Origin of the sequence: Oceanibaculum nanhaiense, assembly GCF_002148795.1 — a bacterium.
Classification (GTDB): Bacteria; Pseudomonadota; Alphaproteobacteria; order Oceanibaculales; family Oceanibaculaceae; genus Oceanibaculum; species Oceanibaculum nanhaiense.
This window is the reverse complement of sequence record NZ_MPOB01000001.1, coordinates 355,365-367,853: the sequence shown is the minus strand read 5'-3', so window position 1 is coordinate 367,853 and position 12,489 is coordinate 355,365. Positions and strand designations below refer to the sequence as shown.

Genomic DNA, 12,489 nt, shown 5'->3' with positions numbered 1-12,489 from the left:
ATATCCTTATAGAGTAGGGAGAGGATTATCGTGGCCCTGAAGCTTTCCCCCCTGGCCCCGGCCCGGTTTCCGGATATGCCACCAATCGCCGGCGTCACGCTTGCCTCCGCCGAGGCGGGGGTACGCTACAAGGGCCGCACCGACGTGTTCCTGGCGGAGTTGGTGCCCGGCACCACGGCGGCCGGCACGCTGACCAAGTCGCTGACCGCCTCCGCCCCGGTCGAGTGGTGCCGCGCCAACCTGGCGGACGGCAAGGGCCGCGCGGTACTGGTGAATTCCGGCAATGCCAACGCCTTCACCGGCAAGAAGGGCTATGACGGCGCGGTCGCCACCGCCGAGGCGGCGGCGAAGGCCATCGGCTGCAAGCCGTCGGAAGTGTTCCTGGCCTCCACCGGCGTGATCGGCGAGCCGCTGCCGGCCGACAAGGTGGTGGCGGCCATCGGCACGCTGCGCGCCAACCTGAAGCCGGGAACCTGGCATGAATCGGCCAAGGCGATCATGACCACCGACACCTTCCCGAAGGGGGCGACGCGGACGGCGCGTATCGGCGACACCAAGGTCACGATCAACGGCATCTGCAAGGGTTCGGGCATGATCGCGCCGGACATGGCGACCATGCTGGGCTTCGTCTTCACCGACGCGGCGATCCCCGCCCCGGTGCTGCAGGAGATGCTGTCGCGCGGCACCGACAAATCCTTCAACTGCATCACCGTGGACAGCGACACCTCGACCAGCGACACGGTGCTGCTTTTCGCCACCGGCCAGGCGAAGCACCCGCCGGTGGAAAGCGCCAGGGATGCGCATCTGAAGGAGTTCCGCGCGGCGCTGGAAGATCTGCTGACCGATCTCGCGATCCAGATCGTGCGTGACGGCGAGGGGGCCAGCAAGCTGGTGACCATTGATGTGGCGGGGGCCGCCTCGGCCAAGGCGGCCAAGCGCATCGGCCTCGCCATCGCCAATTCGCCGCTGGTAAAGACCGCCATTGCCGGCGAGGACGCCAACTGGGGCCGTATCGTCATGGCGGTCGGCAAGTCCGGCGAATGGGCCGACCGCGACCGGCTGGCCATCAGCATTGGCGGTGTCGTGGTGGCAAAGGAAGGGGCCGCCGTCGAGGGCTATGACGAAACCCCGGTGGTCGCCCACATGAAGGGCCAGGAAATCCACATCGAGGTCGATATCGGCCTCGGCAAGGGCCGCGCCCGGGTGTGGACCTGCGATCTGACGCACGCCTATATCGACATCAATGGCTCCTATCGAAGCTGATCTCGACGATCTCTGCCCGTCCGGCCCCGCCGCATCCGTTGCCGCGGGGCCGAAGCCGATTGTGCTGGTGGTTGCGGCAGCATTAGTCGATATCGACGGGCGGGTGCTGATCGCCAGACGCCCGGAAGGCAAGAAGATGGCCGGGTTGTGGGAGTTTCCCGGCGGCAAGGTGGAATCCGGCGAGACGCCGGAAGCAGCACTTGTGCGCGAGCTGCATGAGGAGCTGGGCATCGATACCTCGGGCAGTTGCCTTGCCCCCCTCACCTTCGCCTCGCATGAATATGACGAGTTCCACCTGCTGATGCCGCTCTATGTCTGCCGCCGCTGGAAGGGTCGCGTCGTGGCGAAAGAACACAGTGAAATCAAATGGGTACGGCCCATTCGCATGGCCGAATACCCGATGCCGCCGGCCGATGTGCCGCTGGTCGCGATGTTGCGCGACCTCCTGTAGCCGCAGCTTGCAGTTTCAGGCGCGTGGTTAACGGTTCGTTAACTTCGATTGCAGTTGACGCCCTCGCCGGAGGCCGATAAGGCTGGCCTTGTGATGGCGATTTGCAGTTTCCGGCCATCGATGGCCGGCGGACCGAATCGCTTCCGATTCGTTAGAGTGCGACCGCGTTAAAGGCGATCACCCGAGTGATCCGTTTAAAGCGTGAATCGCCCTCAATATTTTGATCAGAGCCGCGATTTCGAGACAGACAGAATGCCCGACAGCGCGATGCCCGACCATAAAGCCACGCGCACATCCGGCGCGCGCAGCCGGACCTATGCCATTCCCTGCAGCGCCGCCTTCCGCGACCAGGTGACGGCGCTGGCGCAGCGCCGCGACGTCAGCATCGCCGACCTGGCGCGCGCCATTCTGCTGACCGTTCCGGAAGCGACCGTAAGCGCCGCCCCGGATCCGGGCGAACCGGCAGCCCATGAACGTGAGGAGGTGACCCTGCTGTCCGGCGCCTCCAAGGGCCGGGTGCTGCGCCGCAAGCCGCGCCTGCAGGTACGGCTGCAGCCCGGCCTGTCGGTGGTGCAGCTGCGCCGGGCGCTCGGGCTTGCCGTTGCCATGGCGCGCGGCGACCATGTGGTGGCGCTGGAAGCGCCGGCCGCCAAGGGCAAGCAGGCCGAACGGATCAAGGTGCTGGAGGAGGAGATGGAGCGGCTGCGCCTCATGCTCTCCGCCGTCGCCTTCGAGCCGCTGAAGGAAGGCGTGCGCACCCGCATGGAAGCGCTCTATGTGCTGGGTTTCCCGGCCGATACGCAACCGGACCCAAGGGCGCTGAAGGCGCGCTATCGCATGCTGGCGATGATCTTCCACCCGGATTCGCCGCAGGGCGATACGCTGCGCATGGGCCAGCTGAACGCCGCCCGCGATCTGCTCAGGCTATAAACCGTCACGGAGCCGAGATGAGCTTTCTCGATCATATAAAACGGGTGAACCGCCACGATCTCTCCGGCTTTCGCCGCTTCCTGATCGGCGACGCCCATGCCGGCTATCTGCGCCACGCACTGGCCGAGCGGCTGAAGGCGCAGGCCGATGTGTTCGCGGTCGATGCGCACACGGTCCGTCTGTTACCGGCCTTTTCCGACCCGGACGCGCGCACCGAGGCGGTGGACCGGGCGGTGCGGAAGCTTGTGGAAGAAGGCGCGGTCGCGAAAATCCGCTTCGAGCAATATCCGGTACTGGAACGGCCGGGCGGGCCGGCACTGATGTGGCTCAACCGCGCCGCCGCCGCCCATTTCGGCATCCTGTCCTTTGGCGTGCATCTGAACGGCTATGTCCGCAAGCCCGACGGCATCCATCTCTGGATTGGCCGGCGCGCCCGCGACAAGAGCGTCGCCCCCGGCAAGCTGGACAATATGGTGGCCGGCGGCATGGGCGATGGCTACGGCCCGGTCGAAACCCTGGTGAAGGAATGCGGCGAAGAGGCAGGCCTGCCGGAAGCCCTCGCCCGCAAGGCGCATCCGGTGGGCGCCATCACCTACATGATGGAGGTGGGATCCGGCACGGCCCACGGCAGCGCCGCCGATATCGGACAGGACGGGCTCAGGCGTGACGTGCTCTATTGTTTCGATCTCGAACTGCCAGCCGATTTCACCCCGGTCTGCCAGGATGGCGAGATCGAGGAATTCCGCCTGCTGCCCATCGCCGAGGTGATGCGCATCGTCGATAGCGGCGACGACTTCAAATTCAACTGCCACCTCGTCATCATCGACTTCCTGATCCGCCACGGCCTCATCGGGCCGGACCATCCGGACTATCTGGACCTCATTTCGGGCCTGCACCGGTAGGCGCAGCACCCCGTTCCACCATCGCGCGGATATCGGCTGGCGAGTGACCGGCCTCGCGCAGGGCGGCGATGGTCAGCGAGCGGTCGCGCTTGGCATAGCGTCGCCCGTCTGGCCCGGTCAGCAGCCGATGGTGGGCGTAGAGCGGCACCGGCAGGCCGAACAGCGCTTGCAGCAGCCGGTGGATATGCGTTGCCTCGAACAGATCCATGCCGCGCGTCACCAGCGTCACCCCCTGCAGCGCATCGTCCAGCGTCACCGACAGGTGATAGGAGGTCGGCGTCTCCTTGCGCGCCAGCACCACATCGCCAAACGCTTCCGGCGTGGCGCGGATGACACCCTTCTCCTCGTCCTGCCAGTCCAGCGGGCCTGCCAGGGCAACCGCCTTTGTCATGTCGAGGCGCAGCGCGTGCGCTTCCCCAGCGCCGATGCGGGCCTCTCGTTCCGACGCCGGAATGGCGCGGCAGATGCCGGGATAGACCGGGCCCTCAGGCCCATGGACAGGCCCATGCGGTGCATGTCCTGAGCGGGCGATTTCCGCTTCGATGTCGCTGCGCGTGCAGAAGCAGGGATAGAGCAGACCCATGCCTTCCAGCCGGCCCAGCGCCGCGCGGTACTCCTCCAGATGGTCGGACTGCCGACGGACATCGCCATCCCAGTCGATACCCAGCCAGGCGAGATCGTCGAGGATCGCCGCCTCATGTTCCGGCCGACAGCGCGTCGGGTCGATATCCTCGATGCGCAGCAGGAAACGCCCGCCCGCTTCCCGCGCACGGCGCCACCCCACCAGGGCGGAATAGGCGGAGCCCAGATGCAACAGGCCGGTCGGGCTGGGGGCAAAGCGGGTGACAATCATCCGACAAAACTAGCCGGAACGATTTCAGCGCCGAAGCGCTTTGTGCTAGGAGGGGGCATCGCCAATGAAGACAGCATGAGAGACGCCCGATGCAGCTTTCCGGCCCCTCGCTTCCGCCCGCCGACGGCAAACCCGCGCGCGGCCTCGTCATCCTGCTGCACGGGCTGGGGGCGGACGGCAACGATCTGATCGGCCTCGCCCCGCACTGGGCGCAGTTGCTGCCGCATGTCGCCTTCGTCTCGCCGAACGCGCCCTTCCCCTGCGATATGGCGCCCTACGGCTATCAATGGTTCAGCCTGCAGGACCGCACCCCGGCGCGGGTGGTGGCCGGCGTGCGCGCCGCCTGGCCAATCCTCGACGCTTTCATTGATGAGCAACTGGCCGCGTATGATCTGTCCGAGGACAGGCTGGCGCTGGTCGGTTTCAGCCAGGGCTGCATGATGAGCCTGTTTACCGCCCCGCGCCGCCAGCGCGCGGTGGCCGGCGTGGTCGGCTATTCCGGCCGGCTGGTCGACGATGGCACGATGGAAGGCGAGATCGCCTCGCGCCCGCCAATGCTGCTGGTGCACGGCACGGAGGATGCGATCGTCCCCTACGAGAGCCTCGATCTGTCCCGCGAGGGGCTGGAAGCGCTGCAGGTGCCGGTAGAGACGCTGAGCTGCCCCGGCCTCGGCCATGGCATCGATCCGGCCGGCCTGGAGGCTGGCGGCGCCTTCCTGCAGCGTGTGCTGCCGGCCTGATCCGCCAGACACATCAGGATTCGCTGTTTATTGTCATTGTGTTACAAAATTCGGTAGGCATATGAAACGCAGCACCTAGTTGTTGTGTTTCCCCTTGCGGCAGGCTATCTAAATTACACTTCTCTGATTGCTGCGGTGCGTCAGGATCGCAGGAACCGAACGGGAGGGTTGCCGTGACGTCGCTTGCGAACGACTGGCCTGCCTTGGTGCTGAACGCCGATTGCCGGCCGCTCAGCTATTACCCGCTGTCGCTGTGGAACTGGCAGGACACGGTGAAGGCGGTGTTCCTCGACCGGGTCAACATCCTCGCCCATTACGACCAGCTCGTGCGCTCCCCAACCTTCGAGATGCGGCTGCCCAGCGTGATTTCGCTGAAGCAATATGTGCCCGCCGCCCGCCGCCCGGCCTTTACCCGCTTCAACGTGTTCCTGCGCGACAGCTTCACCTGCCAATATTGCGGCGATCTGTTCTCCACCCAGGAACTGACCTTCGACCATGTGATCCCGCGCTCGCGCGGCGGGCGCACCAGCTGGGACAATGTCGTCACCGCCTGCGGGCCGTGCAATCTGTTCAAGGGCAACCGCATGCCGCGCGATATCGGCATGCTGCCGCTGGAACCGCCGCGCCAGCCGACCAGCTTCGAGCTGCAACAGAATGGCCGCGGCTTCCCGCCGAACCATCTGCACCGCAGCTGGCAGGATTACCTCTACTGGGATACCGAGCTGGAAGAGGGCTGACCGCCCCCGTCTTCCACGATGCTGTCTTCCACAATCCGCAGCCAGGGCCAGCGCGCCCGGTAGCTTTCCGCCTTGCCGCGGAAGGCGCTGCGGTCCGGGCAGTTCGGATTGTCCGCCAGCAACCCCGCCTCCAGCGCCGCCGTTCCATAGGGCGCATGCAGGACAGGACCGTCCGCGCCGTGCTGTAGCGCCAGACAGGTACCGCGCACGGGGAACATCGCCACACCGTCGAGCGCGCTGCGCAGCGGTGCTACGGGCACGCCGAAGCGCGCCTCGTACCAGAGATGCACCCGCGCCTGATTCTTCACATCGATCTCGACGGCAAGATCGGCCAGCGCCGTCCGTACCTTGCGGATCGCCGCATCCTCAGCTTCCCAGCCGATATCGGCGGCATCGAAATAGAAAATGTCGTAATCCTTGATGCCGGCCTGCGGCGCGCGCCGGTCGAGGCCATTCCACACGCTCTGCGCCAGCGCACCGGCGACCAGGCAGGCTTCCGGCAGGCCAAGATCCGGCAGCCGGTCCAGAATCGCCCGGTTCACCGGATTGGCCAGCATCAGGGCAACGACATTATCCATCACGCCGGCATCAGATGAATGCCCTCGGCCAGCAGGCTGACCGTAACCGGCTCGCCCGGCGCGAAACCGTTGCGCCGCGCCACATGCGAGGGCACGGAGAAATGCAGCGGATGCGGGCTGTCGATATCCGGGCGCAGCGTCAGATAGGTCAGCGGCCCGACATCGAGACAGGTTTCCAGCGTGCCGGCCACCGGATTTTCGTGCTCACCGCGCGACGGGCGGTCGCGCCGGTGCGGCACCACGAAACCGTCCGGCACCACCCACGACACTGAAGTTCCCGGCGCGACGGCCGGATTGTGCGCCGCCTCCAGCCGCATGCCGTTCCAGTCCAGCAGGGTGAAGCCCTTCTCGGGCTCGTGCCCCAGCACAATGGCGGCAAACAGGTTGCGCAGATCGACCAGCCGGGCGACCTCCGCCGAGGCCGGCCGTGTCGTGATCTGCAAGGGCGTGCCGGTCTGCAGCGTGCGCCCGCGATACAGCACCGCCATGCGGTCGGCCAGCATGATCGCCTCGTCGAGATCGTGGGTGACCAGCACGATCGGCATGGACAGGCTGCGCCGCAGCTCCGCGATCTCACGGTAGAGCCGCTGCCGGGTCGCCTTGTCCACGGCGGAGAATGGCTCGTCGAGCAGCAGCACCTGCGGATCGCGGGCCAGCGCGCGGGCGACCGCGACGCGCTGCTGCTGCCCGCCCGACAGTTCCGCCGGTCGGCGATGTTCCAGCCCGCCCAGATGCACCAGCTCCAGCAGGGCGGCCGCCTTCTCCGCGCGCTCCCCCGGCGCGCGGTGGCCCATCGCCGCCATCACATTCTCCTGCGCGTTCATGTGCGGAAACAGCGCGTAGCTCTGGAACACCATGCCGGCGGCGCGGCGGTGCGGCGGCAGGCACAGGCCGGATGCGCCGTCGAACCAGCGCGCGCCATTCACCGCCACCTGCCCCGCCTGCGGGCGATAGACCCCGGCGATGGCGCGCAGCAGGGTGGATTTGCCGCTGCCGGACGGACCGACCAGCGCCAGCAGTTCGCCCGGCGCGCACTGGAACTCGGCCGCCAGCGGAATCGGCCCCAGCTGGTGCAGCGAAACATCCAGCCCCGCCACGGCGCTCATCCCCGCGTTCATCCCAGCCTCCGGCCGATGCGGCGCGAGAAGGCGAAGGTCAGCGCGATCACCACCAGCGACAGCGCCAGCAGCATCGCCGACATCTGCCCGGCGGCGGCATCGTCGAACGCCTGTACCCGGTCATAGATCGAGATTGCGATGGTTTTGGTCTCGCCGGGAATCGAGCCGCCGACCATAAGCACGATGCCAAATTCGCCCAGCGTATGCGCGAAGCTTAGCACCATCGCCGTCAGGATGCCCGGCCAGGCCAGCGGCAATTCGACCCGCGACAGCGCCTGCCACGGCGTCATGCCGCAGCAGGCGGCGGCCTCGCGCACTTCCGGCGGGATCGCCTCGAAGCCGCGCTGCATCGGCTGGATGGCGAAGGGCAGGTTAAAGATGATGGAGGCGACCAGCAGCCCCTCGAAGGTGAAGACGAGCTGGCTGCCGAACAGGCTTTCCCACAGCTGGCCCAGCGGCGAGGCGGCGCCGAAGGCGACCAGCAGGTAATAGCCGAACACGGTCGGCGGCAGCACCAGCGGCAGCGCCACCAGCGCCTCGACCAGCCCCTTGCCGGCGAAATCCCGGTAGGCCAGCAACCGGCCCAGCGCGATGCCGATGGGCAACAGGAACAGCACCGTGATCGCCGCCAGCCGCAGCGACAGCCATAGGGCGGTCCAGTCCATGCTTAGCCCCGCTTTCGGTTTACCGGTCCGCCCGTCTTAGCCCGATTCGCCCGGCAGCAGGAACCCGTATTTGCGGAAGATGGCGCGCGCCGCTGGCGTTTGCAGATAGGCATAGAACCGCTCGGCCGCCGGGCCGGCCTTCTTCGTCAGCGCCATGCGCTGGCGCAGCGGAGAGTGATAGTCCTGCGGCACCAGCGCATACGCCCCGGCCTGCCGGGCCTGCGGCGTCAGCGCCAGCGCGTAGGCGATAAGGCCGCCCTGCGCATTGCCCGACAAGGCGAACTGCGCGGCCTGGGAGACATTCTCGCCATAGACCAGCTTCGGCTCGATGGCCTGCCACAGCCCCTTGTGTCGCAGCGCCTCCACGGCCCGCTGGCCATAGGGCGCATGCTCCGGATTGGCGATGGCGAAGCGCGACAGCCTGCCGTCCGCCAGGGCGGCGGCGAGGTCTTCCAGCGTGCCGTCGGCTGTCAGCGGCGAGTTCTTCGGTGTGACGATGGCCAGGCGCCCGATGGCGTAAACGATGCCCTCGTCGCGGGTAAAGCCGTCGCGGGCGAGATCGAGCACATAATCCTCGTCGGCTGACAAGAACAGTTCAAACGGCGCGCCCTGGCGAATCTGCCGGGAGGCATTGCCGGACGATCCCATCGCCAGCCGGACCGCCTGGCCGGTCTCCTGACGGAAGGCCTCGGCCAGTTCCTCGATGGCGAATTGCAAATTGTTTGCCGCGGCGACCACAGGCGCCCTCGCGCTCTGGGCCATTGCCGAAGCCGGCGCCAGCGCGAGCAGGGCCGCAAGGAGGACAGGCCTGATTCCATCGAACATCGTGTGCAACTCATTCCACCAGATCGAAATAGCCGGGCAACCATACACCTGCCCCCTTCATGATCACGAAATTTGCTGCAGTGATACAGATTCGTATCGCCCCAACATTGTATTTCGTATTATTCTAATCCGCATGGAATGGAATGACATCAGGGTGTTTCTGGCGGTAGCGCGGGGCGGTAGCCTGCGCGCGGCGGCGCGCGAGCTGGCGCTGACCCAGCCGACCGTGCTGCGCCGGCTGCGCACGCTGGAGGCCGCGCTCGACGTGCTGCTGTTCGAGCGCACGCCCGACGGCCACCGTCTGACCGATGCCGGCCGCGACCTGATGCCGCTGGCCGAGAGCATGGCGGAGACCGCCGCCGCCATCGACCGCCGCCGCGCCGCCTATGCCGAGGACACCGCGGGCGTCGTGAAGATCTATGCCGGCGAATGGGGCGCTGCCTTCCTGGCCGAGCGCATGGGCGATTTCGCCCGCAACAACCCGGCGATCATCCTGGAACTGTCGGAAACCCACAGCGACCCTGACCTTGCCCGGCGCGAGGCCGACCTGATGGTGCGGCACGGTCTGCCCGAACGCGGCGACCTGCTGGCGGTTGGCCTTGGCACCATGCAGGGCACGCTCTATGCCGCGCGCGACTATGCCGACGCCACCCCGGAATCGCTGGACGAACGGCGCTGGAAGGCCTGCAATTTTGTCTCCTTCGACGCGCCGCACGAATATTTCAGCACCATGGCCTGGCTGACCGGCAAGCTGGGCGAGCGCAGCGCGCAGGTGCGCGCCTCGCGCATTCATCTGCAACATGCCGCGATCCGCGCCGGGGCAGGAATCGGCATCCTGCCCTGCTTCCTGGGCGATATCGACGAGCGGCTGGTGCGTGTCGCGCCCGCGCCGGTGCCGGCGCTTGCCGCCGATCTGTGGCTGCTGGTGCATCCCGACCTGCGGCATGTGCCACGCATCCGCACCGTCATCGACTGGCTACAGAAGGAATTCCGGCGCTGCGCCCCTGCACTGGCCGGCGCACCGCAGTCGGCGCCATCCTCCCGCCCGCTGGCGGCGGAATAGCCGGGCCGAACGCCGGGACAATGCGGATTCGGCTGGAATGGCCGGAGACCGCACCTATATGAGGGAAAGCAACGGAAAGGCTTTCCATGGCACGCAAGACAGACATTGAAGGCCGGGCGATCGAAGCGGCACTGGCGCTGGCGGCGGAGCAGGGCTGGGACAAGATCAGCTATGCCGATATCGCGGCGAAGGCCGGGCTGAAGATTGCCGAGCTTTATCCCGTCTTCTCGTCCAAGACCGCCATTCTCACCGCCTTTTCCCGACGGATCGACGAGAAGGTGCTGGCCGGCACCGACCCGGAAGACGCGGAAGAACCGGTGCGCGACCGGCTGCTGGATGTGCTGCTGCGCCGCTTCGAGGCGCTGCGCCCGCAGCGCGAGGCCATCGCCGCCATCGTGAAGGATTTGCCGCGCGACCCTGTGACCGCGGCCTGCCTCGCCCAACAGGCGACGACCTCCATGCGCTGGATGCTGCGCGCGGCCGGGCTGGACGATCACGGGCTGAAGGGCATGGTCCGCGTGCGGGCACTGGCCGGAATCTATGCGCTCTCCCTGCGGGTCTGGCTGAACGACGACAGCCCCGACCTTGGCAAGACCACGGCCAGCCTGGACAAGAATCTTAGCCGGCTGGAGGGCTGGACTGGCGGAATCGGTCGCTAGAAGCGGGCGATGGCGCGATCTTGTTTCGTGTATGTTGCAATGCACACATAATATTGACGTGAATAAGCGTTAACTGTAGCTTCCGCGCATCTTGCACTGCAGCAATCCGCTGAACACCAACAAGCAAACGGAGAATGCAACATGGCCGCCAAAAGCGCGTTTTCGTCCTTCCCCGAGATGGACTTCACCAAGCTCTTCGCCGACTTCCGCATGCCGGGTGTTGACGTGAACACCCTGATTTCGGCCCAGCGCCGCAACATGGAGGCGCTGACCAACGCCAACCGCGTGGCCTTCGAGGGCATGCAGGCGGTTGCCCAGCGCCAGGCGGAAATCCTGCGCCAGTCGATGGAAGAGGCGACCAAGGTTGCCTCCGACCTGATGACCAACGGCACGCCCGAGCAGCGCATCGCCAAGCAGACCGAGATCGCGAAGATCGCCATGGAAAAGGCGCTCGCCAACATGCGCGAACTGTCGGAGATGATGGCGAAGTCGAACGGCGAGGCGGTCAACCTCATCAACCAGCGCATGACCGAAAGCCTGGACGAGGTGAAGAAGGCCATTGATGCCGCGGCGAAGAAGTAACCTCGCCTGATCCTTCTGACTTACGAGACCGAGGCCGGCTTGCGCAGAGGCGTAGGCCGGCCCTTCTCTTTTTATACCCCGCCGCTGATACTATGCCTCTTTTTGCGACAGCGGCCAGGGAGCAGACAGAATTCATGGACACGATTTCCTTCGACGATTTCCTTAAAGTCGATATTCGCATCGGCACGGTGATCGAGGTTTTGCCTTTTCCGGAAGCGCGCAAACCAGCCTTCAAGATTAAGATCGATTTCGGCCCGGAAATCGGTGTGCGCAAAACCTCCGCGCAGGTGACGGTGCGCTACACGATGGACGAGCTGCTGGGGCGCAAGGTGGCCGCCGTGGTGAACTTCCCGGCCAAGCAGATCGGCCCCTTCCTGTCCGAGTGTCTGGTGCTGGGCTTCCCGGACGACAAGGGCGCGGTCGTGCTGGTTGACGTGGATCGCCGCGTTCCGAATGGCGGGCGGCTGCATTGAGCGCGCGTCAACAGCCCTGATTCCTTTACCGCCAACACGCACGGTCTATTTAACTAAAATTCAATATATCCGCCCGACAATAGGGCGAAAGATACCCGCTTAGCCCCCAAGGGAAATCGGTATGGGGATACACCCGAACCTTCAGGCGCTCGATGAAGCGCTCGCCCAGTCGCAGGCACAGAATGTGCGCGAGTTTCTGAGCTATTTCCGGAAACTACACCCGCAGGATCGGCTGCCGGGGCGCGATGCCTTCGACCCGATCGAGCTGCCGCGCCTGCTGCCCGACATCGTGCTGACCAGGGTCGTACCCGGCGCCGCACCGGATATGAAGCATCGGTTCCTGGTGAAAGTAGCCGGCGAGCGGGTCGTAAAATCGGTGGACCGGCCGATGATAGGCCGCCACCTGGACGAGTTCGTCACGGAAGGCGACCAGTCCGTGCGCTATCCCATTGCCGACCGGCAACAGGTGGTCGAGACCGGCTGTCTGGTGTTCCGGCGCGGCAAGCCGAGGCTGAAATTCCGGCTGGATTTCTCCAGCATCGAGGTCTGCCATTTCCCGCTCGCCGGCGATGGCCGGACGGTCGATCACATCATCAGCATCATCATCTATGAGGCGCTGGACCGGGAGGGTTTTTCCGGGAAGTAAGCGC

The 12,489-nt window shown here is 65.9% G+C and carries 16 protein-coding genes; 11 read left to right on the top strand and 5 right to left on the bottom strand.

What is annotated here, in order from left to right; genetic code table 11:
• Nucleotides 1–30: 30 nt before the first annotated feature.
• The 4 genes from argJ (at nt 31) to BKM74_RS01750 (ending at nt 3,546) form a co-directional block, all read left to right on the top strand.
• On the top strand, nt 31–1,263 hold the full coding sequence (gene argJ / locus BKM74_RS01765) for a bifunctional glutamate N-acetyltransferase/amino-acid acetyltransferase ArgJ (RefSeq protein ID WP_407668606.1): 1,233 nt from the start codon (nt 31–33) through the stop codon (nt 1,261–1,263).
• Nucleotides 1,244–1,714, top strand: a complete 471-nt coding sequence (mutT, locus tag BKM74_RS01760; RefSeq protein ID WP_086463967.1) for an 8-oxo-dGTP diphosphatase MutT — start codon at nt 1,244–1,246, stop codon at nt 1,712–1,714. Before argJ ends, mutT begins: the two co-directional genes overlap by 20 nt.
• A 252-nt stretch (nt 1,715–1,966) precedes the next feature.
• The gene (locus tag BKM74_RS01755) at nt 1,967–2,644 is read left to right on the top strand and encodes a J domain-containing protein (RefSeq protein ID WP_245825740.1); all 678 of its coding nucleotides are present in this window, start codon (nt 1,967–1,969) and stop codon (nt 2,642–2,644) included.
• A gap of 17 nt (nt 2,645–2,661) precedes the next feature.
• A complete protein-coding gene (locus BKM74_RS01750; RefSeq protein ID WP_086463966.1) occupies nt 2,662–3,546 on the top strand; it encodes a DUF4743 domain-containing protein in 885 nt (294 codons plus the stop codon).
• On the opposite strand, the gene gluQRS is transcribed toward BKM74_RS01750, so the two are convergent.
• The gene (gene gluQRS, locus BKM74_RS01745) at nt 3,524–4,399 is read right to left on the bottom strand and encodes a tRNA glutamyl-Q(34) synthetase GluQRS (RefSeq protein ID WP_086463965.1); all 876 of its coding nucleotides are present in this window, start codon (nt 4,397–4,399) and stop codon (nt 3,524–3,526) included. The two genes, BKM74_RS01750 and gluQRS, sit on opposite strands and share 23 nt — an antisense overlap.
• 89 nt (nt 4,400–4,488) lie before the next feature.
• On the opposite strand from gluQRS, the gene BKM74_RS01740 reads away from it, so the two are divergent.
• Complete coding sequence (locus tag BKM74_RS01740; protein ID WP_086463964.1) at nt 4,489–5,139, top strand: alpha/beta hydrolase; 651 nt, start codon at nt 4,489–4,491, stop codon at nt 5,137–5,139.
• 173 nt (nt 5,140–5,312) lie between these two features.
• On the top strand, nt 5,313–5,876 hold the full coding sequence (locus BKM74_RS01735; RefSeq protein WP_086463963.1) for an HNH endonuclease: 564 nt from the start codon (nt 5,313–5,315) through the stop codon (nt 5,874–5,876).
• Here the strand turns inward: BKM74_RS01735 and BKM74_RS01730 are convergent.
• Genes BKM74_RS01730 through modA form a run of 4 tightly spaced genes read right to left on the bottom strand, consistent with a single transcriptional unit; the run spans nt 5,846 to nt 8,975 of the window.
• Nucleotides 5,846–6,454: a nucleotidyltransferase family protein gene (locus BKM74_RS01730; protein ID WP_086463962.1), complete on the bottom strand. Its 609-nt coding sequence runs from the start codon at nt 6,452–6,454 to the stop codon at nt 5,846–5,848. The two genes, BKM74_RS01735 and BKM74_RS01730, sit on opposite strands and share 31 nt — an antisense overlap.
• The gene (locus BKM74_RS01725) at nt 6,454–7,572 is read right to left on the bottom strand and encodes an ABC transporter ATP-binding protein (protein WP_217895427.1); all 1,119 of its coding nucleotides are present in this window, start codon (nt 7,570–7,572) and stop codon (nt 6,454–6,456) included. Before BKM74_RS01725 ends, BKM74_RS01730 begins: the two co-directional genes overlap by 1 nt.
• Nucleotides 7,569–8,237, bottom strand: a complete 669-nt coding sequence (modB, locus tag BKM74_RS01720; RefSeq protein ID WP_086463960.1) for a molybdate ABC transporter permease subunit — start codon at nt 8,235–8,237, stop codon at nt 7,569–7,571. Before modB ends, BKM74_RS01725 begins: the two co-directional genes overlap by 4 nt.
• 36 nt (nt 8,238–8,273) lie before the next feature.
• On the bottom strand, nt 8,274–8,975 hold the full coding sequence (modA, locus tag BKM74_RS01715; RefSeq protein ID WP_245825738.1) for a molybdate ABC transporter substrate-binding protein: 702 nt from the start codon (nt 8,973–8,975) through the stop codon (nt 8,274–8,276).
• On the opposite strand from modA, the gene BKM74_RS01710 reads away from it, so the two are divergent.
• The 5 genes from BKM74_RS01710 to BKM74_RS01690 all read left to right on the top strand — a co-directional run bounded on the left by BKM74_RS01710 (nt 8,941) and on the right by BKM74_RS01690 (nt 12,485).
• The gene (locus tag BKM74_RS01710) at nt 8,941–10,125 is read left to right on the top strand and encodes a LysR family transcriptional regulator (RefSeq protein ID WP_086463959.1); all 1,185 of its coding nucleotides are present in this window, start codon (nt 8,941–8,943) and stop codon (nt 10,123–10,125) included. The genes modA and BKM74_RS01710 overlap by 35 nt on opposite strands.
• Before the next feature lie 86 nt (nt 10,126–10,211).
• A complete protein-coding gene (locus tag BKM74_RS01705; protein ID WP_086463958.1) occupies nt 10,212–10,784 on the top strand; it encodes a TetR family transcriptional regulator in 573 nt (190 codons plus the stop codon).
• Between the two features lie 141 nt (nt 10,785–10,925).
• A complete protein-coding gene (locus tag BKM74_RS01700) occupies nt 10,926–11,366 on the top strand; it encodes a phasin family protein (protein ID WP_086463957.1) in 441 nt (146 codons plus the stop codon).
• A gap of 134 nt (nt 11,367–11,500) precedes the next feature.
• Entirely contained in the window at nt 11,501–11,839 is a 339-nt protein-coding gene (locus BKM74_RS01695) for a tRNA-binding protein (RefSeq protein ID WP_086463956.1), read from the top strand.
• Between the two features lie 121 nt (nt 11,840–11,960).
• Nucleotides 11,961–12,485 carry a PAS domain-containing protein gene (locus BKM74_RS01690; RefSeq protein WP_086463955.1) on the top strand — a complete coding sequence of 175 codons (525 nt, stop codon included), beginning with the start codon at nt 11,961–11,963 and terminating at the stop codon, nt 12,483–12,485.
• Nucleotides 12,486–12,489 lie beyond the last annotated feature (4 nt).